The 20,134-nt window shown below is 75.1% G+C and carries 15 protein-coding genes and 2 tRNA genes; 11 read left to right on the top strand and 6 right to left on the bottom strand.

Annotation, left to right across the window (positions count from 1 at the left end; translation table 11 throughout):
- Positions 1-64 precede the first annotated feature (64 nt).
- The gene (pepN, locus tag INN71_RS15910) at positions 65-2,644 is read right to left on the bottom strand and encodes an aminopeptidase N (protein WP_277499672.1); all 2,580 of its coding nucleotides are present in this window, start codon (positions 2,642-2,644) and stop codon (positions 65-67) included.
- An 82-nt stretch (positions 2,645-2,726) separates the two neighbouring features.
- Here pepN and INN71_RS15905 point away from each other — a divergent pair, with 82 nt between their 5' ends.
- The gene (locus tag INN71_RS15905) at positions 2,727-3,365 is read left to right on the top strand and encodes a disulfide bond formation protein DsbA (RefSeq protein ID WP_277499671.1); all 639 of its coding nucleotides are present in this window, start codon (positions 2,727-2,729) and stop codon (positions 3,363-3,365) included.
- A 51-nt stretch (positions 3,366-3,416) separates the two neighbouring features.
- Here the strand turns inward: INN71_RS15905 and INN71_RS15900 are convergent, their stop codons facing one another.
- Positions 3,417-4,091 carry a GPP34 family phosphoprotein gene (locus INN71_RS15900; protein WP_277499670.1) on the bottom strand — a complete coding sequence of 225 codons (675 nt, stop codon included), beginning with the start codon at positions 4,089-4,091 and terminating at the stop codon, positions 3,417-3,419.
- Between INN71_RS15900 and INN71_RS15895 the strand changes: the two genes are divergently transcribed.
- The 10 genes from INN71_RS15895 (at position 4,081) to INN71_RS15850 (ending at position 14,648) form a co-directional block, all read left to right on the top strand.
- Positions 4,081-5,631, top strand: a complete 1,551-nt coding sequence (locus INN71_RS15895; RefSeq protein WP_277499669.1) for an N-acetylmuramoyl-L-alanine amidase — start codon at positions 4,081-4,083, stop codon at positions 5,629-5,631. The two genes, INN71_RS15900 and INN71_RS15895, sit on opposite strands and share 11 nt — an antisense overlap.
- A 62-nt stretch (positions 5,632-5,693) precedes the next feature.
- Positions 5,694-7,505: a methionine--tRNA ligase gene (gene metG / locus INN71_RS15890; RefSeq protein ID WP_277499667.1), complete on the top strand. Its 1,812-nt coding sequence runs from the start codon at positions 5,694-5,696 to the stop codon at positions 7,503-7,505.
- Positions 7,506-7,532: 27 nt separating this feature from the next.
- Complete coding sequence (locus INN71_RS15885; protein WP_277499666.1) at positions 7,533-8,417, top strand: alpha/beta hydrolase; 885 nt, start codon at positions 7,533-7,535, stop codon at positions 8,415-8,417.
- A gap of 12 nt (positions 8,418-8,429) precedes the next feature.
- The gene (locus INN71_RS15880; RefSeq protein WP_277499665.1) at positions 8,430-8,957 is read left to right on the top strand and encodes a ribose-5-phosphate isomerase; all 528 of its coding nucleotides are present in this window, start codon (positions 8,430-8,432) and stop codon (positions 8,955-8,957) included.
- 13 nt (positions 8,958-8,970) lie between these two features.
- Entirely contained in the window at positions 8,971-9,828 is an 858-nt protein-coding gene (locus INN71_RS15875; protein WP_277499664.1) for an Fpg/Nei family DNA glycosylase, read from the top strand.
- Positions 9,829-9,933: 105 nt separating this feature from the next.
- Positions 9,934-10,962: a PP2C family protein-serine/threonine phosphatase gene (locus tag INN71_RS15870; protein ID WP_277499663.1), complete on the top strand. Its 1,029-nt coding sequence runs from the start codon at positions 9,934-9,936 to the stop codon at positions 10,960-10,962.
- Between the two features lie 101 nt (positions 10,963-11,063).
- Positions 11,064-11,137: transfer RNA gene (locus tag INN71_RS15865), tRNA-Gly, on the top strand.
- A gap of 69 nt (positions 11,138-11,206) precedes the next feature.
- Positions 11,207-11,279: transfer RNA gene (locus tag INN71_RS15860), tRNA-Pro, on the top strand.
- A gap of 48 nt (positions 11,280-11,327) precedes the next feature.
- Entirely contained in the window at positions 11,328-12,782 is a 1,455-nt protein-coding gene (tig, locus tag INN71_RS15855; RefSeq protein ID WP_277499662.1) for a trigger factor, read from the top strand.
- A 21-nt stretch (positions 12,783-12,803) separates the two neighbouring features.
- Complete coding sequence (locus tag INN71_RS15850; protein ID WP_301801183.1) at positions 12,804-14,648, top strand: serine/threonine-protein kinase; 1,845 nt, start codon at positions 12,804-12,806, stop codon at positions 14,646-14,648.
- Positions 14,649-14,670: 22 nt separating this feature from the next.
- Here INN71_RS15850 and INN71_RS15845 read toward each other — a convergent pair whose 3' ends face one another.
- The 4 genes from INN71_RS15845 to INN71_RS15830 form a co-directional block, all read right to left on the bottom strand.
- Positions 14,671-16,764, bottom strand: coding sequence for a transglutaminase domain-containing protein (locus tag INN71_RS15845; RefSeq protein ID WP_301801181.1), 2,094 nt, complete (start codon positions 16,762-16,764; stop codon positions 14,671-14,673).
- The gene (locus tag INN71_RS15840) at positions 16,761-17,948 is read right to left on the bottom strand and encodes a DUF58 domain-containing protein (RefSeq protein WP_277501635.1); all 1,188 of its coding nucleotides are present in this window, start codon (positions 17,946-17,948) and stop codon (positions 16,761-16,763) included. Before INN71_RS15840 ends, INN71_RS15845 begins: the two co-directional genes overlap by 4 nt.
- A gap of 2 nt (positions 17,949-17,950) precedes the next feature.
- Positions 17,951-18,958, bottom strand: a complete 1,008-nt coding sequence (locus tag INN71_RS15835; RefSeq protein WP_277501634.1) for a MoxR family ATPase — start codon at positions 18,956-18,958, stop codon at positions 17,951-17,953.
- An 82-nt stretch (positions 18,959-19,040) separates the two neighbouring features.
- Positions 19,041-20,134: fibronectin type III domain-containing protein (locus INN71_RS15830; protein ID WP_301801178.1), on the bottom strand; the 1,094-nt coding region annotated here is incomplete at its 5' end.

Raw genomic sequence — 20,134 nt, 5'->3', positions numbered from 1 at the left:
ACGCGCCCCGTGGGTCCGACCCACGGGGCGCGTCGCGTTCCGGCACCGTCCGGTGCCGCCCGGCTCAGCCGGCCGCGACCGCCTGGCCGTCCCGAGCCTGGGCCTCGAGGGCCCGCGCCATGTCGGAGCGGCCCTCCGCGACGTACCGCTTGGCCGCGGGGTTCGCGCCCGACGACGCCAGCCACTCGTCGACCCGCGCCAGCGTCTCGGGCGAGACGAGCGGGAGCGGGAACATCCCGACGAGCACGGTCGAGGCGCGCTGGACGCCCTTGGACTCCCAGATGTGCTCGGCGGTGGCGAGGTAGCGCTCGAGGTACGGCGCCAGCACGTCCGCCTGGTCGGAGCGGCAGAACGCGTAGGCCACCTGCCGCTGCGTCTCGTTCGCCACGTCGTCGCGCTCGACGGCGTCGCGCCACGCGGCGGCCTTGGCCTCCTCGGTCGGCCGGGCGGCTCGGGCGGCGGCCGCCCGCTCCTGGCCCGAGATGGTGGAGTCGCGCTCGAGCTCGGCCGCGATCTCGGCCTCGTCGACGCGGCCCGATGCTGCCAGCGAGGTGAGCAGCGCCCAGCGCAGGTCCGTGTCGACCACGAGGCCCTCGACGGTCGTGCTGCCGTCGAGCAGGGCCGCCACGAGGTCGAGGGCCGCGTCGGAGTGCGCCGCACCCGCGAACGCCCGGGCGAACGCCAGCTGGCGGTCCGAGCCGGCCTCCGCCGACTCCAGCAGCCCGCGCAGGCCCTCCTCCCAGCGCGCCTTCACGGCCGGGCGGTGGGACGGGTCCGTGTAGTACGCGACCGTCGTGCCGGCGTACGTCGGGAGCCGGCCGACCGCGGTCATGTCGGTCTCCGTCGCCAGGCCGCGCAGGACGAGCTCGACGAAGTCGCTGCCCGCCATCTCGGCGTCGCGCGTCATGTCCCAGGTCGCGCCCCACAGCAGCGCCCGCACGAGGGTGTCGTCGATCGTGTCGACGTGCGCCACCGTGGTCGCCAGCGACACCTCGTCGAGGCGGATCTTGGCGTAGGTCAGGTCGCCGTCGTTGAGCAGCAGCAGGTCGGGGCGCCGGGCGCCGACAAGCGCGGCCACCTCGGTCTCCTCGCCGTGCACGTCGATCTCGACGTACCCCCCGACGCCGTCGTCCGCCGCGCGGCGCACGAGCCGGCCGTCGACCAGGTCGTAGAGGCCGATGCCGAGGCGGTGGCGGCGCAGCGTGGGGTACTCCGCCGCGGCGCTCTGGCGCACGGAGAAGGCCGTGATGGTGCCGTCCTCACCGGAGGTCACGACCGGCGTCAGCGTGTTGACGCCCGAGGTCTGCAGCCACTCCTGCGCCCAGCTGCCGAGCTCGCGGCCCGACTCGCGCTCCAGGGCGGCGAGCAGGTCGGCGAAGGTCGAGTTCCCGAACGCGTGCGCCTTGAAGTAGGCGCGCAGCCCCGCCAGGAAGCCGTCGATGCCGACCCACGCGACGAGCTGCTTGAGCGTCGAGGCGCCCTTGGCGTAGGTGATGCCGTCGAAGTTGACCTCGACGGCCTCGAGGTCGTGGTTGTCGGCCGCGATGGGGTGGGTCGAGGGCAGCTGGTCCTGGCGGTAGGCCCAGTTCTTGCGGGCGTTGGTGAAGCCGGTCCACGCCTCGGTGTAGCGGGTGGCCTCGACGAGCGCCCAGTGGCTCGCCCACTCCGCGAACGACTCGTTGAGCCAGAGGTCGTCCCACCACTTCATGGTCACGAGGTCGCCGAACCACATGTGCGCCATCTCGTGCAGCACCGTGTTGGCGCGCTGCTCGTAGAACGCGTGGGTCTGGCGCGAGCGCGGCAGGTACTCGTCGCGGAAGGTCACGCAGCCCGCGTTCTCCATCGCGCCCATGTTGTACTCCGGCACGAACAGCTGGTCGTACTTCCCGAACGGGTAGGGGAAGTCGAACTTCTCCTCGAAGAACGCGAAGCCCTGCCGCGTCAGCTCGAAGAGCTCGTCGGCGTCGAGGTAGGGCCGCACCGAGGTGCGGCAGAACAGGCCGAGATCGATCTCGCCGTGGCTGCCGGCGTACGTGTCGCGCACCTCGACGTACTCACCCGCGACGAGCGCGGTGATGTAGGTGGACATCCGCTCGGTGGGCGGGAAGGCCCACGTCGCGGCGCCGTCGCCGGCCGGCTGGGGCTCGGGCGTCACGGCGTTCGAGACGACCTTCCACCCCTCGGGCGCGCGCACGGTGAACGTGAAGACCGTCTTGAGGTCGGGCTGCTCGAACGTCGTGTAGACGCGGCGCGCGTCCGGCACCTCGAACTGGCTGTAGAGGTAGACCCGCCCGTCCGCCGGGTCGACGAAGCGGTGCAGGCCCTCGCCGGTGCGGCTGTAGGGCAGGCGCGCGGTGACGCGCAGCTCGTTGGTCTCCCGCAGCCCGGCGAGCTCGATGCGGCTGTCGCGGTAGACGGCCGCCGGGTCCAGCTCGCCCCCGTTGAGGGTGATGGAGAGGTCGCTCGCGCCCACGAGGTCGGCGAACGTCGTCACCCCCGGGGTGGTGCTGGAGAAGCGCAGCACGGTGGTGCTGGCGAACGTCTCCTCACCGACGGTCAGGTCGAGCTCGACGCTCGCGGACTCCACGGACAGCAGCGCCGCGCGGGTGGCGGCCTCGTCACGGGTCAGGTTGGTTCCGGGCATGGGCCGATCCTTCCACCGACCCGGGTACGGCGGGAGGCGGGCACGCGGGAATGCCGGGGGCCGCGGCCGGGTTGCCGCAGGCATGACCACCGACGCCGCTGCAGCCGTGCCCACCGCCGACAGGTCCCGCGCGGACTTCTGGTTCGACCCGCTCTGCCCCTTCGCCTGGATCACCTCGCGCTGGATCCTCGAGGTGGAGAAGGTGCGCGACATCGAGGTGACCTGGAACGTGATGAGCCTGTCCTACCTGAACGAGGACAAGGACATCCCGGACGACTACCGCGAGATGCTCTCGACCGGCTGGGGCCCGGTGCGCGTCTGCATCGCCGCCGAGCAGGCCCACGGCAAGGAGGCGCTGCTGCCGCTCTACACCGCACTGGGCAACCGCCGGCACCTCGACGAGCGGGACTTCACCCGCGAGGTGATCGAGGAGGCGCTCGAGGAGGCCGGTCTGCCGCGCGAGCTGGCCGACGCCGCCGACTCGACCGAGTACGACGAGGCCCTCAAGGCGTCGCACCACGCCGGGATGGACCAGGTCGGCATGGAGGTCGGCACGCCGGTCATCGCGATCGACGGCACGGCGTTCTTCGGGCCCGTGCTGACGAAGATCCCGCGCGGCGAGGACGCTGGCAAGCTGTGGGACGCCTCGGTGACCGTCGCGTCGTTCCCGTACTTCTTCGAGCTCAAGCGCACCCGCACCGGGGACCTGGACTTCAGCTGAGCCCGCGGGGTGGCGGGTTCCCCGGTGCACCGGGGAACCCGCCACTCGCGTTCAACTCGTCGTGGTGGTGATGACGGGCACGATGGTCGCGGTCCAGATCGCGACGTACATCGCCTGGACGGCGGAGCCGACGGCCTCGGAGGCCAGCTCGCCCTCGGCGACGGCCTTCGCGCGGCGCTTCACCTCGGCGGCCGAGACGCCCTCGCGGTCGACCACCCGGTGCACCACACCGATGGCGTGGAGCAGGCCGATGAGCGCCGCGGCGCGGGGCGCGGCGGGGCGCTCGTGGACCAGCGTCGCCTCCAGCTCGTCGCGCACCTGCTCCTCGTGCGCCGAGTCGACCGCCGGCCAGGTGGTGCGCCGGAACAGGCCCAGCACGCGGCCCTCCTCCCGGCGCAGGACGCCGCGCTCGGCGAGCCGGTCGAGCAGCGTGGCCCGCAGGCCCTTCGCGAGCGGGTGCAGCAGCCCCTGGGCGTCGCGCGGCTTCTCCGCGACGCGCTCCAGCGCGGTGGCGAGCACCGGGTCGTCGGTGTGCGCGCCGCGTACGGCGAGCACGTGCGGCTTCGCGCCCCAGCGCCGCTCCTCGCCCAGCTCGACGAGCCCCTCCGCGGCCAGCTCCGCGAGCACCGCCCCGGCGAGCGCCTGGTCGAGGAAGGACTGCTGCAGCAGGGTGCCGTCCTCGTCGTCGAGCAGGAGCAGCAGGAGGTCCTCCGCGATGAGCGCCATGCGCCCCATCGAAGCGCGCCCCGACGGCCGGTTCAACGGCCACCTCACGGAATCATCCGCGCTCGTCGGCGCCGTGGTCCACGATGGTGCGATGGTCTCGGACAACCACGAGGGTCCCGCGCGACCCACCCCCTCCCGCCGCTCCCTCCTCGTCGGCGCCGGTCTCGGCGCCGGCGCCGCCACGGTGTCGACCACCGCCCTGTCGGTCGGTGCCCCCGCCGCGGCAGCCGCCGCCGGTCCCACCCGGGCGCGCCTGGCGACGACCGCGTCCGGCGGGGTGCGCCGCGCGACCGTGCCCCTGGCCCTCGCCGGCCGTGGCGCGCCCCGCTCGACCACGGTCACGGCCGACCGCTTCGCCCTCGTCGCGCTGACCTGGGCCACGGGCTCCCCGGCGCTGTCGCTGCGCGTGCGTGGTCTCGACGGCACCTGGCAGGGGTGGCAGGCGGTCGGCCACCTCCAGGACGGCCCCAGCCCCGACAGCGAGGAGGGGCGGGCCGCCCGCCGCACCCGGGCGAGCGACCTCGTGTGGGTCGGCGACGCCGACGCGGTCGAGGTGGCCGCCGACGGCCCGGTCACGGGGCTGGCGGTCGAGCTCCTGGACGCCGACGCCCAGGCGGTGCCGGCGCGACGCGCGGAGCGCACCGCGCCCATGTCGTTCGTCTACTCCCGCGCCGACTGGGGCGCCGACGAGTCCCTGCGGGACGGCTCGCTGCGCTACTGCGACCGGCTCGAGCAGGTGCACGTGCACCACACGGCGGGCGCGAACGCGTACGGCGCGGAGGACGTGCCGCGCATCATCCGGGCGATGTACGCGTACCACACGCAGACCCTGGGCTGGTCCGACATCGGCTACAACCTGCTCGTCGACAAGTTCGGCCGGGCCTTCGAGGGCCGGGCCGGCGGCGTCAAGCGCCTCGTCCGGGGCGCCCACACCCTCGGGTTCAACGCCACCTCCTGCGGCATCGCCCTCATCGGCAACCACGAGGGCGCACGGCCGAGCGCGGCCGCGATCACGCAGCTGACGTCGCTCGCGGCGTACAAGCTGGACCAGGCCGGCCTCAGCCCGCTCGACAAGCGGGACGTGGTCTCCGAGGGCAGCGACAAGTACCCGTCGGGCACGACGGCGTACCTGCACGTGATGGACGGTCACCGCGACACCAACGACACGGCGTGCCCGGGCCGGTACGTGTACGCGTCGATGGACGCCATCCGCCGCCAGACGCAGGACCGCATCGACGCCGCCCGCGTGCAGGACACCCGCACCTACGTGCGCCTCGACGCGCCGACGACGCTGCGCGGCGGCGTGAACCGGGTGCGGTTCGCGGTCTCGAACACGGACGGCACGCCGGCGGCGGGCCGCGTCCGGGTCGCGGTCGACGGAGTGCGGGTGCAGGACGCGACGCTCGTCGACGGCTACGGCACGCTGGGGCTGACCGTGAAGCCGGGCGTCGGCACCCACACGGTCCAGGTCACCTACTTCGGCACCGCGACCAGTCGGCCCTCGTCCGGCCGTGCCGCCTGGGTCGTGCAGCAGCGCTGACGTGGCACGGCCCCGCCGCCTCGTTGCGGCGCGCGGGGACCGGGGCTCCTAGGATCGCCCCCATGACTCATGTGCTGTCCGCCGTCGCCTGGCCGTACGCCAACGGCCCGCGCCACATCGGCCACGTGGCCGGTTTCGGCGTGCCCTCCGACGTGTTCAGCCGGTACATGCGCATGGCGGGCCACGACGTCCTCATGGTGTCGGGCTCCGACGAGCACGGCACCCCGATCCTCATCGCCGCGGACGAGGCCGGCGTCAGCGCCCAGGAGCTCGCCGACCGCAACCACCGCCTCATCGTCGAGGACCTCGCTGCGCTCGGCATCTCCTACGACCTCTACACCCGCACCACGACGCGCAACCACTACGCGGTGGTGCAGGAGCTCTTCACGGGCGTCCACGAGAACGGCTACTTCGTCGAGCGCACGACGTACGGCGCCATCTCGCCGTCCACGGGCCGCACGCTGCCCGACCGCTACATCGAGGGCACCTGCCCCATCTGCGGGTACGACGGCGCCCGCGGCGACCAGTGCGACAACTGCGGCAACCAGCTCGACCCGGCGGACCTGAAGGACCCCGTGTCGCGCATCAACGGCGAGACGCCCGAGTTCGTCGAGACGCAGCACTTCTTCCTCGACCTGCCGGCGCTGGCCGAGGCCCTGGGGGAGTGGCTCGACGAGCGCGAGGCCTCCGGCACGTGGCGCCCCAACGTCATCCGGTTCTCGAAGAACATCCTCGGGGAGATCCGGCCCCGTGCGATGACGCGCGACATCGACTGGGGCATCCCGGTGCCGCTCGACGGCTGGCGCGACAACCCGACGAAGAAGCTCTACGTCTGGTTCGACGCCGTCGTCGGCTACCTCTCCGCGTCCATCGAGTGGGCCCGCCGTACGGGCGACCCCGACGCGTGGCGCGCGTGGTGGAACCCCGCCCCCGAGGGCGGCGAGGACGCGCTCGGCTACTACTTCATGGGCAAGGACAACATCACGTTCCACAGCCAGATCTGGCCCGCCGAGCTGCTCGCGTACGCGGGCAAGGGCGACAAGGGCGGCAGCCCGGGGGAGTACGGCGAGCTGGCGCTGCCCACCGAGGTCGTGTCCAGCGAGTTCCTCACGATGGAGGGCCGCAAGTTCTCCTCGTCGAAGAAGGTCGTCATCTACGTGCGCGACCTCCTCGAGCGCTACCAGCCCGACGCGTTCCGCTACTTCGTCGCCGCGGCCGGGCCGGAGAACCAGGACAGCGACTTCACCTGGGCCGAGTTCGTGCGCCGCACCAACGACGAGCTCGTCGCCGGATGGGGCAACCTGGTCAACCGCACGGCGACGCTGGTGGCCAAGAACTTCGGCGCGATCCCGCCCGCGGGCCCGCTCGAGGAGGGCGACGCCGCGCTCCTGGACCTGGTCGAGCAGACCTTCACGACCGTCGGCGACCTGCTGGCCCGCCACCGCCAGAAGGCCGCGATCGGCGAGGCCATGAAGGCGGTGGGCGAGGTGAACAAGTACGTCACCGACACCGCGCCGTGGACCCTCAAGGGCGACGACCAGCGCGAGCGTCTCGGCACCGTGCTGCACGTGCTCACCCAGTGCGTGGCCGACCTCAACACGGTGCTGTCGCCGTTCCTGCCGTTCTCGGCGAACGCGGTGGACCGCGTGTTCGGCGGCGCCGGCGACGTCCAGCCGATGCCGCGCATCGAGGAGGTCGACGACCTCGACGACCCGTCGCGGTCCTACCCCACGATCACGGGTGAGTACGCCGCGGCGCGGCCGTGGCGGCGTACCCCGGTCGAGGTGGGCCGGCCGGTCGCCAAGCCCACGCCGGTCTTCACGAAGCTCGACCCGGCCGTCGTCGACGAGGAGCTCGCCCGCCTGGACTCCTGAAGCCGAGGGGGGACCTAGGCTGGCGCCATGCTGTTCCCGCAGGCGCGGCGCGCCCTCGAGTCCTCGGCCGACGAGCAGAAGGTCACCGACCCCGACTTCGACGTGGCGGCGGCCCGGGCCGCCGACCGCGAGGCGGCCCTCGCGCAGCCGCGGGAGGACGTCGCCGAGGTCCGCGACGTCGACGCCGACGGGGTCGGGTGCCGGCTCTACCGCCCGGCCGACGCGCGTCCGGGCGTCGTCGTCCACCTCCACGGGGGCGGCTTCGTGCTCAACGACGTCGAGGTGCACGACGCCGCCGTGCGGATGTTCGCCAACCGCGCGGGCGTCGCGGTGCTGAGCGTCGACTACCGCCGCCCGCCCGAGCACCGGTTCCCGGCCGCGCCCGACGACGTCGACACGGTGCTGGCCTGGCTCGACGCCCACGCCGAGGAGGAGGGACTCGCCGGTCCGACCTCGGTCCACGGCGACAGCGCCGGCGGCAACCTCGCGCTCGTGGCCGCCCTGCGCCACCCCGGCCGTTTCGCTGCCCTGGTGCTGATCTACCCGTTCCTCGACCCGCAGGGCGGGTTCGGGTCGTTCACCACCGAGAACCACGGCTTCGACCCCCGCGAGGCGGCCTGGTACTGGGAGCAGTACGCCGCCACCCCCGCCGACCTCGAGCACCCCGACCTGGCGCCGCTGCGCTCCGACCGCCTGGGCACCCTCCCGGCGACGCTCGTCGTCACCGCCGAGCACGACCCCCTGCGCGACGAGGGCGAGCACCTCGCCGCCCGGCTCGCGGAAGAGGGGGTGCAGGTGGTCGGCACCCGCTACCTCGGCCAGCTGCACGGCTTCTGGCGCCACACCGCGACGTACGACGCGGCGGAGCCGCTCATGTGGCAGGTCGCGGGCTTCCTGCGCCAGCACGCCTGAGAGGATCGGCGCATGCGCGTTCACCTCGGTTCCGACCACGCCGGCCTCGAGCTCAAGGACCACCTGCTGAACTGGCTGGCCGACAGCGGCTACGAGGCCGTCGACCACGGCCCCTTCGTCTTCGACGCCGTCGACGACTACCCCGTCTTCTGCCTGCGGGCGGCGGAGGGCGTCGCCGCCGACCAGGCCGAGGGCCTGGACAGCCTGGGCGTCGTCATCGGCGGCTCCGGCAACGGCGAGCAGATGGCCGCCAACAAGGTCATCGGCGTCCGGGCCGCCCTCGTGTGGTCGGAGGCGACCGCCGTCCTGGCCCGCGAGCACAACGACGCCAACGTGATCTCCGTCGGCGGGCGCCAGCACACGCTGGAGGAGATGACCCGCTTCGTCGAGGTCTTCCTCACCACCCCCTTCAGCGACGACGAGCGCCACGTGCGCCGCATCGCCCAGCTGGGCGACTACGAGGTCACCCGCGACCTCCCGCCGCTGCCGGCCTCGGCCCTCCCCGGGTACGACGCGGGCAGCGCCGACACCGCCTCCTGAGCGGGCCGCGCGCGTGCCCGAGGGCCACACCCTCCACCGGCTGGCCCACGACCTCGGTGACGCGTTCGCGGGCCGGGTCGTGCGGGTCTCCAGCCCCCAGGGCCGGTTCGCCACCGAGGCGGCCCTGCTCGACGGCGCCGTGCTCGAGGGGGCGCAGGCGTGGGGCAAGCACCTGTTCCTCGACCTCGGTGCGGACCGGTTCGTCCACGTGCACCTCGGTCTCTACGGCACGTTCGTGCTCGGGGCCACCGCGGTCGACGACGCGGTGCCGGCCCCGGTGGGGCAGGTGCGCCTGCGGCTGGTGGCCGCCCGCGACGACGGCGGCGCCGCCTGGGCCGACCTGCGCGGGGCCACCGCCTGCGAGCTGGTGACGGGCGCGGGCGTGCGGGCCGTGGCGGACCGCCTCGGCCCCGACCCGCTGCGCGACGACGCCGACCCCGACCGGGGCTGGGCCCGGATCGGGCGGAGCCGTGCCCCGCTGGCCGCCCTCCTGATGGACCAGACGGTGCTCGCGGGGGTCGGCAACGTCTACCGCGCCGAGGTGCTGTTCCGGCACCGGCTCGATCCCTACCGCCCGGGGGAGAGCCTGCGGCGCCGGCGGTACGACGAGCTGTGGGCCGACCTGGTGGACCTCATGCACGACGGCGTCCGCACGGGCCGCATCGACACCGTGCGGCCCGAGCACACCCCGGAGGCGATGGGCCGGGAGCCGCGCGTCGACGACCACGGGGGCGAGGTCTACGTCTACCGGCGCGACGGCCTGCCCTGCCTGGTGTGCGGCTCGCCCGTGCGTCGGGCCGAGCTCGCCCAGCGCAACCTGTTCTGGTGCGGTCGGTGCCAACGGCGCCACGTCCCCCGGGGCGTACAGTGACGGAGGAATCCGACGTGGGAGGGCACGATGACCGCTCTGCACGCGTCGTCTCGGACGGAAGGTAGGGGCCGCCCCCGGCGCCCCCGGGGCCTCGTGCTCCGGGACGTGCGCCGTTCCGCCGTCGCCCACCGGGCGCTCGGCGCGCTGGTGGTGACGACGACCGTCGTCGGCTGCCTCGTCGCGCTGTGGCCGGACACCGTCCCCCTCAACACCCTGACCGTGCCCATGGTCGCCTCGACGCTGTTCCTGCGCCCGCGACAGCTGGCGGGCTACATCGTCTTCGCGATGGTCGTGCTGGGGCTGGCCCTGACCCAGCAGACGGCCTTCACGCCGAAGCTGTGGGCGTCGGTCGCGGTCTACACGACGATCGGGCTGCTCGTGCTCGTCACCTCGCTGCGCCGGGTGCGGCTCGGTCTGGGCGGCGCGGAGGGCGAGGCGATGCTGGTCGACCTGCGCGACCGCATCCAGGCGCAGGGCCGGCTGCCCGAGCTGCCCGAGGGGTGGGCGGCCGACCGGGTGGTGCGCACGGCCGACGGCACGGCCTTCAGCGGCGACTTCTTCTGCTTCTCCGAGACGGCCTGCGGGGGCCGGCTCGACGCCGTGCTCGTCGACGTGTCGGGCAAGGGGGTGAAGGCCGGAACCCGGGCGCTGCAGCTCTCCAGCGCGCTCAACGGTCTCGTCGCCGCGGTGCCGCCGGCCGAGCTGGTCCCGGCCGCCAACGAGTTCCTGCTGCGCCAGGGCTGGAACGAGGGGTTCGCGACCGCGGTGCACCTGTCGGTGGACCTGCGCAGCGGCGACGTGGAGGCCTACACCGCCGGGCACCCGCCGGCGCTGGTGATCCGCCGTTGCGGCGAGGTCCAGCGCGTCGAGCTGTCCGGCCCGCTGCTGGGTGTCGTCCCCGGCGCCGACTACCCGCCCGCCCGCCTGCGGCTCGACGTCGGCGACGCGGTCGTGCTCTACACCGACGGCCTGGTCGAGGACGGCGGCACGGACATCGACGACGGCATCGCGCTCCTCAGCGAGCACCTGCTGCGCCACGCCCCCGCGGGGCTGGCCGGGCTGGGGCACCGGGTGCTGGCCGACCTGGGTCCGGGGGCCGACGACTGCGCGCTCCTCGTGCTCCGGCGCACCTGAGCCCGCGCGGCACCTGGGTTGGGGCGCCCCGGGCGGCGTGTGGCACCATGACGTCCGCGTGTCCGCGCCCGGGCGAGTGGTCCGGGCGCTGCGGCGCGCAGGCGGATGTAGCTCAATGGTAGAGCCCCAGTCTTCCAAACTGGCTACGCGGGTTCGATTCCCGTCATCCGCTCCAAGTGTGGTCGACGACAGCCTGTCGCCGCAGGTCAGACGCCTGCGACCGGGGCGTCGGAGGCCCTCTTGGCGGGGCGTAGCGTAGTGGCTAGCGCGCCTGCTTTGGGAGCAGGAGATCGCAGGTTCGAGTCCTGTCGCCCCGACTGATCCGAACCCTGCAGCAGCATGTCGACCGACGAGGAGAACCACCTGTGAAGAGCACCGTCGAGTCCTTGAGCCCGACCCGGGCCAAGCTCACCGTCGAGGTGCCCTTCGACGAGCTCAAGCCGAGCCTCGACGAGGCCTACAAGACGATCGCCCAGCAGATCAACGTGCCCGGCTTCCGCCGCGGCAAGGTGCCGGCGGCGGTCATCGACCGCCAGGTCGGCCGCGGGGCGGTCCTCGACCAGGCCATCAACGAGGCCCTGCCGAAGGTGTACGTCGAGGCGCTGCGCGAGAACTCGCTGGAGCCGCTGGCCCAGCCCGACATCGAGGTCACCCGCCTGGAGGACCGTGAGCTCCTCGAGTTCACGGCCGAGGTCGACGTCAAGCCCGAGATCACGGTCCCCGAGTACGAGGGCATCGAGGCGTCCGTCGAGGACCTCGAGGTCACCGACGAGGACGTCGAGGAGCAGGTGCAGAACCTGCGCGAGCGCTTCGGCACCCTCATCGACGTCGAGCGCCCGGCCGCCGACGGCGACTTCGTCACCATCGACCTGGTGGCCACCAAGGACGGCGAGGTCGTCCCGGGTGCCGAGGTCGCCGGCATGTCCTACAAGGTCGGCCGCGGCGGGATGCTCGAGGGCCTCGACGAGGCCATCGAGGGTCTCTCGGCCGGCGAGTCGAAGGACTTCACGTCGCAGCTCGTCGGGGGCGACCTCGTGGGCGAGGACGTCGAGGTGAAGGTCACGGTCACCGCCGTGCAGGAGCAGGAGCTGCCCGAGCTGGACGACGAGTTCGCCCAGATGGCCTCCGAGTTCGACACCGTCGACGAGCTCGTCGCCGACGTGCGCGAGCGCCTCACCCGCGGCAAGCGTCTCGAGCAGGCCGCGGCCGCCCGCGACGCCGTCCTGGAGGCCCTGCTCGACAAGGTCTCGATCCCGCTGCCCGAGACCCTCGTCGCCGACGAGCTCAACTCGCGCCGCGAGGGCGTCGAGCAGCAGCTCGCGATGGCCGGCATCACGATGGAGAAGTACCTCGAGGACGAGGGGCAGACCATCGAGGAGTTCGAGGCCGACCTCGAGCGCCGCGTGCGGGACGCCGTCGCCGCCCAGTTCCTCCTCGACGAGGTGGCCAAGGCGGAGGAGCTCGGCGTCGAGCAGCAGGACCTCAGCCAGCACATCGTGCGTCGCGCCCAGCAGTCCGGCCAGGACCCGCAGGAGTTCGCGAACCACATGTTCGAGCACAACCACATCCCCGAGCTCGTGCAGGAGATCCTGCGCGGCAAGGCGCTCGCGGCGATCGTGGAGTCGGCCGTCGTCACCGACGCGTCCGGCAACCCGGTCGAGCTGAAGAACCTGCTGCCCGACGGCACCATCGGCGAGCCGCAGCCCGAGGGCGACGACGACACCGAGGCCGACGCCGCCGAGGTCGCCGAGGGTGACGACGCCGGGTCCGCCGACGAGACGGCCGACGAGGCCGCCGAGGGCGACGCGGCGAAGAGCTGATGCCCCACCGGGTGTGACGCGATGACCGGGGAGGAGCGCACGGACGGCGCCTGGCGCCCTCCGGCCTCCCCGGCACGTCCGCCCACGGCGGAGCCCGAGGACGTCCCGGGCTACGTCGAGCTGACCGAGGTCGGCCGCGGTGGCGACTCCGTCGTCTACCGCGGCCGCCAGGTCTCGCCCCACCGGGTCGTCGCCATCAAGGTGCTCGGCACCGACGACCCCACCCGCGCGGCCCGCTTCCGCCGCGAGGTCGAGATCACCATCGAGCTCGGGCGGCAGCACCCCAACATCGTCAACCTGCTCGACGTGGGTACGACGGGGGCCGGCCGCCCCTACCTCGTCATGGACTTCGTCGAGGCCGGCACCGTCCACGACCGGCTCCGCGCCCACGGTCCGCTCCCGGTCCACGAGGTCGTCGAGCTCGGCTACGTGCTGGCCGACGCCCTCGCGTTCGCCCACGAGCGCGGCGTGCTCCACCGCGACGTGAAGCCGCAGAACGTCCTCGTCCTGCCCACCTCCTGGGTGCTCGCCGACTTCGGCATCGCCCGCATGGCGGGCTCCGAGCACACGTCCTCGGTCGAGACCTTCACCTACCGGCACGCGGCGCCGCAGGTGCTCGACGGCCTGAAGCCGTCCCGGGCCGACGACCTCTGGTCGCTGGGCTCGACGCTCTTCACCCTCCTCGACGGGCGGCCCCCGTTCGCCAGCGACGACCCCGACGAGGACTCCGCGCTGGCCTACATCCGCCGCGCCCGCACCGAGCCCCACCGCACCCTCGAGGTGCCCGGGGCCGAGCGCCTCGCCGGTATCATCGACCGGTGCCTGGCCAAGCCCACCGAGGAGCGCTGGGCCACCGCGGGCGAGCTGCGCGACGCGCTCGGCGCGCTGCGCACGTCCGCCTGGCTCCCGTCCTCCGAGCCGGCCGTTCCCGCCGTACCGGTCGCGCCCGCCGAGCCCGCCCAGCCGGCCCAGGCGGCCCAGGCAGCCCAGCCCGCGCAGCCGGGGCCCGCCGTACCGGTCGAGGAGCACCCGGTCGAGCAGCCCCGCCCGGCGCCGACGGCGCCGCGGCCGCACCCGGCCGCGGACGCCACCCCGACCCCCACGCCCGCTCCTGCGCCGGTGGAGCCCGCGTGGGCACCCGGCGCGTCCGCCGACCCCGAGCCGCTGGCGCTCTCCGCGCTCGCCCACGCCCCGGTCGACACCACTCCCGACGCCGCCCCGACGAGCACCGGCGCCTCGCCCGCGGCCGTGCCGGGTCCGGCCGTCGCCGGGTCCGACGAGCCCCCCGCCGGTCGCGGTGGTCGCGGTGGTCGCGGTCGTCGCGGGAGGGGCCGGGACGCGCGCCGGGAGCGAGAGCAGGACGGGCCCACCGACCCGCACGAGCCACGGCGCCGCCGGTCCCTGGTCGTCCTCGCCGTGCTCGCCCTCGTGCTGGGCCTCGGCCTGGGCGTGGTCGGGTTCGGACTGCGCGGCGGGGACGACGAGGCCGACCGCCCGCAGCAGACGCCGACGGTCGGCGCCGTGCCGACGGCCAGCACGCCGCCGGCGGAGGACCCGCCGCTCGACCCCCGCCCCGACCCCGAGCTGGCGGTCGTGTTCCAGACCCTCGACGCCTCCGGGCTCGACCTCGAGCTGGCGTGGACCGACCCGAGCGAGGGCACCGCACGGTTCTTCGTCGCCCGCACGTCGGGCCCGCAGGGGTCGGTCGTCTCCTACGAGGCCGAGCTCGCGCCGGGCACCCGCGAGGTCGTGCTGCCCGGGGCGCTGGCCGCGGGGGGACGGCAGTGCTACGCCATCCTCCTCGTCATGCCGACGGGCCCGGTCGGGCTGTCCGAGGTCCGCTGCATCACCGCCCCGACGTCCTGAGGCCGCTGCAGGGACGAGCGGGTCAGCGGCGCCGGAGCACCCGCGGGTCGAGGTACCACCACGCGCGGCGCCACCACGGCACGCTGCGGCGCACCGCCCGCCGTACCTCCCGCACGGCCCGCCGGTCCTCGGTCGTCGGGGCTCCGGCGCCCGTCGAGCCCGGGGCGAACGCGGCGCGGTCGGCCGCGCGGGCGAGCCGGGTGGCGGCGGGCGCGCCGTACCGCATCGCCACGCCGTCGCCCACCACGGGCGCGGGGGTGCTGCGTGGTGCGGGGCGGCCGGCGAGCACCAGGGCGTCGAGCACCTCGGCCCAGGCGCCGCGCGCGCCGCGTCGCCGGTGGCCCCACGAGCGCAGGGCCCGGGCGAGCAGCAGCCCGAGGGGCACGGCGAGGAGCAGCGCCCCGGCGGCGAAGGCGCCGGTGCGCGGCGGCAGCGTGGACCCGCCGGCGTCGTCCGCGGCGTGGTCGTCGACCTGGTCGGGCGACGGGTCGGCGCTGGGCGTGGGGGCCGGCGGCGGCGTGGTCGGCGGGTCGAGCGGGGCGTCGGGGCGCTCCCCGCCCAGGTCGGCGTCGGGCGTGGGGGAGAAGGCCACCCAGCCGAGCCGGTCGAAGTAGACCTCGGGCCACGCCAGCGCGTGCTCGCCGCGCACCACCCGCGTGCCGTCCGGCTGCTCGTCGCCGGGCTCGAAGCCGACGACGAGGCGGGTGGGCAGCCCGGCGTACCGCGCGACGAGGGCGAAGGCGGTGGCGAACTGCTCCGAGGTCCCCTCCTGGGCGCCCGCGGTGCCGACCTCGCCGAGCAGGAAGTCCTCGACGCGCCACAGCGCCGAGCCGGAGATGGCCCGCTCGGCGACGCGCCGCTGGCCCCGCACGGCGTCCTCGACGGCGACCGCCCGCTGGTACGGCGTGGTGGCGCCGGCGGTGACCTGCCCGGCGTACACCCACAGGTCCGTCGGCACGTCGGGCAGCTCGAGGTAGCGCTCCAGCGGCAGGTCGGCGGAGGGGTCGGGGAGCGTGGCCCCCGGCAGGCGGGCCGGGTCGGGGTCGTCGACCTCCGCCGTCACCTCGTACTCGGCGTCGGCCGCGCCGGCAGGCTCGAGGAGGGTGCCCGTGCGGGGGTCGACGAGCGCCTCGGTCCCGGACACACCGGTGGGCGTGCCCGGGGCGGGGAGCCAGCTGCCGCCGAGCTCGGCCACCCGCACCGCCATCGTGGAGCGGCGCCGCTGCTCGCCGGCGGGGAGCACGTCGTCCGCCGTCGCCCCGAAGGGGCCGTAGCGGGTGGCCGCCCGCCACTGCGTGCCGTCGTACTCGTCGAGCACGACCAGGCGGGTGGGGCCCGTGTCGCCGGCGGTGGTGAACAGCTCCACGTCCGGGTTCGCGGCCCAGGCGGCGAGCTGGGGCAGGGGGCTCGAGACGTCGGTGCGCACGATCGGCGGTTCGACGACCGACCGCGGGTCGAAGGCGCCGCTCACCGGCACGAGCGCGGTGGAGGCGACGACGCCGACCGCCACGACGAGCACCGGCCCGGCGAGCACGAGGCGGCGCCGGCGCGGCTCGCCGGTCTCGTCGAGCAGGCACCAGCCCAGCACGGCCAGCACCAGCAGCAGGGCCGCCACGACCCCGACGCGGTCCCCGCGGCCGCCGGTGAGGAACGCGCCCGCGGCGTAGAGCACCAGCCCGCCCACCAGCGGGGCGAGCCGGGTCGGGCGCACCGAGCGCAGCCCGACCGCGATGCCCACCAGGCCGCAGGCGAGCACCGGGGCCACGAGCAGGTCGGCCCGCAGGGCGAGGGGCTGCGGCTCCGTCAGCAGCAGGGGTACGGCGTCGCCCACCGTCCCGACGAACGTGGTGCCCGCGCCCGCCCCGAGCACGTAGGCGACGAGCACGAGGAGGGCCGTGAGCGCGGCGGTCGCCGCCCAGCGGCCCACCCCGAGCCGCACGACGGTCACCAGGAGGGCGAAGGGCACGACCACCGCGGCCACGACGAGCAGCGGCATGCGCCACCCGCCCCACGCGGTCGCCACCGAGAGCGCCCCCGCGGCGGGCAGGCTCGCGCTCCACACCAGCGCCGCGGCGCCGGGCAGCCCCGCACGCTCCGTGCGGCCCGCGCCGCTCACGCCCCCACCGCCACGTCCCACTGCGCGGCCAGGCCGAGGGCCCCGCCGCCGCGGAGCACGAGCACGTCGCCCACCTGGCCCGACGACACGAGCGGCCGGGGGTCGAGGGAGAGCACGACCCGGCGGGCGCCGTCGCCCAGCAGCAGGGCCAGCTCGCGGTCGTCGGCCCGGGCGCCCGAGACCGCGACGGCCACGTCGGCGTCGCGCACGCCCCGCACGTCGACGGGCGCGGTGTCCGGCCCGACGGCGCCGATCTCGGCGAGGAGCAGCTCGACCTCGTCGCCCTCGGGACGCGGCAGCCGGGCGGGGGAGGCGGGCACGTCGACGGCGTACCGTCCGCTGACCACCCGGAAGCGCAGGGGCTGGCCCGCCGCGACGGTGACCCGGCACAGCGCCGACGCCAGCTCGACGGCGTCCTCGAACAGGTCGTCCCGGTCGTCGGCGGGGTAACTGTTCGAGCGGTCGTCGAGCAGCACGCACACGTGCGGCTCGGCCGGCTCGGCGTCCTCGCGCACCATCAGGGTCCCGGAGCGGGCGCTCGTCGCCCAGTGCAGACGCCGCAGGTCGTCGCCGGCCGAGTACTCGTGGAGCCCGACGAGGTCGGTGCCGCCCACGTCGACGGCCTCCGTGGCGCCGACGACGGCCCGCCGGGTGCCGGGCGCGGTGCGGCTGAGCGGGACCCGCCGGGGCAGCACCCGCACGCTCGTCACCTCGCCGTGCTCGGTGCCGTGCGAGGCCAGGCCCAGCAGCCCGTGGTGGCGCAGCAGGAGCGGCCCGACCGGTACGACGCCGCGCCGGCGGGTGGGCACGGGGTACTCCACGCGCACCTCCTCGGCGCGGTCGGTGTCGGGGATGCGCACGGGGTGGAGCACGCCGTCGACCGTGTCGACCGCCTCGGTCCGCACCAGACCGCGGCGTCGTCGCCCCGCCACCCGCAGCGTGCCGTGGCAGGGCTCGTGCCGCACGACGACGGCCGGCTCGACGGTACGGCGCAGTGCGAGCGCGTGGCGGCGCAGCACGGCGGCGAGCTCGACGACGACGAGCGCCAGCAGGCAGGCGCCGAGGCCGGCGAGGACCGGGTAGCGGGCCACGACGCCGACGACCAGCACGACGACCGCGAGCAGGGCGGTGCCCCGACCGCGCGGGGTCAGCGCCCGCCAGGCGGCGGGGGCGGGCCGGGCCACGCTCAGCCCTGGTCGGGCTGCGGCGGCAGGACGCCGTCGAGCACCTCGTGCACCACGTCGACCGGCCGGTGGCCCGCGAGCAGCGCGTCGCGGGTCAGGACGGTGCGGTGGGCCAGCACGGGCTCGGCGAGGCGCTGCACGTCGTGGGGCACGACGTAGTGGCGACCCTGCGAGGCGGCGTACACCTGCAGGCAGCGCACGAGCGAGCGCAGCCCGCGGGTGGAGGCGCCGAGGCGCACCCGGGGGTCGGTGCGGATGGCGACGCCGATCTCCCGCACGTAGCGCAGCAGCGGGTCGGCGACGTGGAGGTAGGCCAGCTGGCGACCGGCCGCGGCGACCTCGCCGGGGGACGCGACGACCGGCACGTCGGCCACCCGCCCGGCCGTGCTGCCCGGGCGGAGCACGTCGATCTCGTGCTCGGCGTCGGGGTAGCCCAGCGACGTGCGCAGCAGGAAGCGGTCGAGCTGCGCCTCGGGGAGGCGGTAGGTGCCGTCGAGGTCGATCGGGTTCTGCGTCGCGATGACGAGGAACGGGTCGGGCACGGCGCGCGTGGAGCCGTCGACCGTGACCGTGTGCTCCTCCATGACCTCGAGCAGGGCGGACTGGGTCTTCGCGGCCGCCCGGTTGATCTCGTCGGCAAGCACGACGTGGGAGAAGACCGGCCCCGGGCGGAAGCGCACCTGCCCGCTGGCCGGGTCGAACACCGTGGTGCCGGTGACGTCGCTGGGCAGCAGGTCGGGGGTGAACTGCACCCGCCGCATCTCGCCGCCCAGGGCGCGGGCGACGGCCCGGGCCAGCGTCGTCTTGCCGGTGCCGGGCACGTCCTCCAGGAGCACGTGCCCGCCGGCCACGGCGGCGACGAGCACCAGGTCGACCACCGCGCGCTTGCCGTGCACGGCGCTCTCCACGGCGTCCCCGAGACGCTGGTGGAGGCGGCGGAACTCGGCGACGTCGGCCTCGGAGACGGACGTCGGGGACGGGTGGGCCCGGCCCTCGGCGGTGGCGGTCACAGGTGGATCCTCTCGGGGCTGGGGATCGGTGTGGGGATCGGTACGGGCGGGGGCAGGTGGGTGCGGGTGTCCCGGTACGGCGTCACGGGAGCGGGGTGCCCCGGCACCACGTCGCCTGCTCGGTGGTGAAGGTGTACGTCGCGCTCTGCGCGCTCGTGCGCCCGTTGTCGGCGGTGAAGACGACCTGGCGCTGGCGGGTGAGGGGCTGCTGCCCGCCCCCGACGCCGCCCGGGCGCCCGCACTCGACGTACGCGATCTCCTCGTTGTACTGGATCGTCAGCGAGGTCTCGCCGCAGGGGAGCGTGAACGACCCCGCGTCGGTCGTGTAGCTGCACGTGCCGGTGAACGCGGCCCAGTCGGCCGGCGGCGCGAGGGAGAGCGTGACCTCGCCGAAGCCCTCGTAGGTGATGTCGCCGCCCGTGTGCCCGGTGACGTGCTGGCGACCGGCGCCCGGGAGCCGGGCCGCGCCTGCGCCGCCCTCGCCGATGGTGGCGGTCGCGGCGGGGCCGTCGCCCTCGGCGTTCGTGGCGTGCACGCTCACCGACGTGGTGCCGGGATCGCACTGCTCGCCGCCGGTGTCGGTGCAGGGGACCGTGAACGTCGCCGTGCGGGCGTCCGCGCCCACCCGCTGCGTCTGCGTCGCGCCGCCGGCGCCACCGCTGGACAGGACGACGGTGTAGCCGGTCACGGGCGACCCGTACGCCTCCGCCTCGCCCCAGGTGACCGTCGCGGTCACGGCGCCGGCGTCGTGGGCGCCCGTGGCGACGGACCCGCCGACGGCGGCCGGCGCGCCCGGGCGGCTGCTCGCGGTGACGGGGGCGGAGGGAGCGGAGGCCTGGCGGGCGCCGTCTCCGACGGCGGTCACCACGAACCGCACCGGCTGGCCCAGGGGCACGGTCAGCCGCGCGGTGCGCTCGCTCCCGTCGACGCTGGCGAAGAGGGCGCCGTTGTCGACGACGGAGACGTCGAAGGCGGTGGCGGCGGGCCCGGCGTGGGCCCAGCGCACCTCGACGACGCCGTCGGCCACCACGGTGCCGGTGACGCCGGTCGGTGCCTGCAGGGCGGCGGCGGGTGGGTCGGTGGGCGGGCTCGTCGGCGGCGCGGTCGGCGGGGTGGTGGGCCCGGTCGCGGGCGGGGTGCCCGGGCCGCCGGGCGTCCCCGGGGTCGCGCCGGGGC

Origin of the sequence: Nocardioides sp. ChNu-153 (assembly GCF_030466625.1) — a bacterium.
GTDB lineage: Bacteria > Actinomycetota > Actinomycetes > Propionibacteriales > Nocardioidaceae > Nocardioides.
Note: the sequence above shows the minus strand (reverse complement) of the source record. Positions and strands in the feature narration are given on the sequence as shown.

Excerpts from the sequence above, each read along its gene's own strand:
- pepN (WP_277499672.1), bottom strand. The coding sequence starts at position 2,644 with ATGCCCGGAACCAACCTGACCCGTGACGAGGCCGCCACCCGCGCGGCG.
- INN71_RS15905 (WP_277499671.1), top strand. The coding sequence starts at position 2,727 with ATGACCACCGACGCCGCTGCAGCCGTGCCCACCGCCGACAGGTCCCGC.
- INN71_RS15895 (WP_277499669.1), top strand. The coding sequence starts at position 4,081 with ATGAGCGCCATGCGCCCCATCGAAGCGCGCCCCGACGGCCGGTTCAAC.
- INN71_RS15900 (WP_277499670.1), bottom strand. The coding sequence starts at position 4,091 with ATGGCGCTCATCGCGGAGGACCTCCTGCTGCTCCTGCTCGACGACGAG.
- metG (WP_277499667.1), top strand. The coding sequence starts at position 5,694 with ATGACTCATGTGCTGTCCGCCGTCGCCTGGCCGTACGCCAACGGCCCG.
- INN71_RS15885 (WP_277499666.1), top strand. The coding sequence starts at position 7,533 with ATGCTGTTCCCGCAGGCGCGGCGCGCCCTCGAGTCCTCGGCCGACGAG.
- INN71_RS15880 (WP_277499665.1), top strand. The coding sequence starts at position 8,430 with ATGCGCGTTCACCTCGGTTCCGACCACGCCGGCCTCGAGCTCAAGGAC.
- INN71_RS15850 (WP_301801183.1), top strand. The coding sequence starts at position 12,804 with ATGACCGGGGAGGAGCGCACGGACGGCGCCTGGCGCCCTCCGGCCTCC.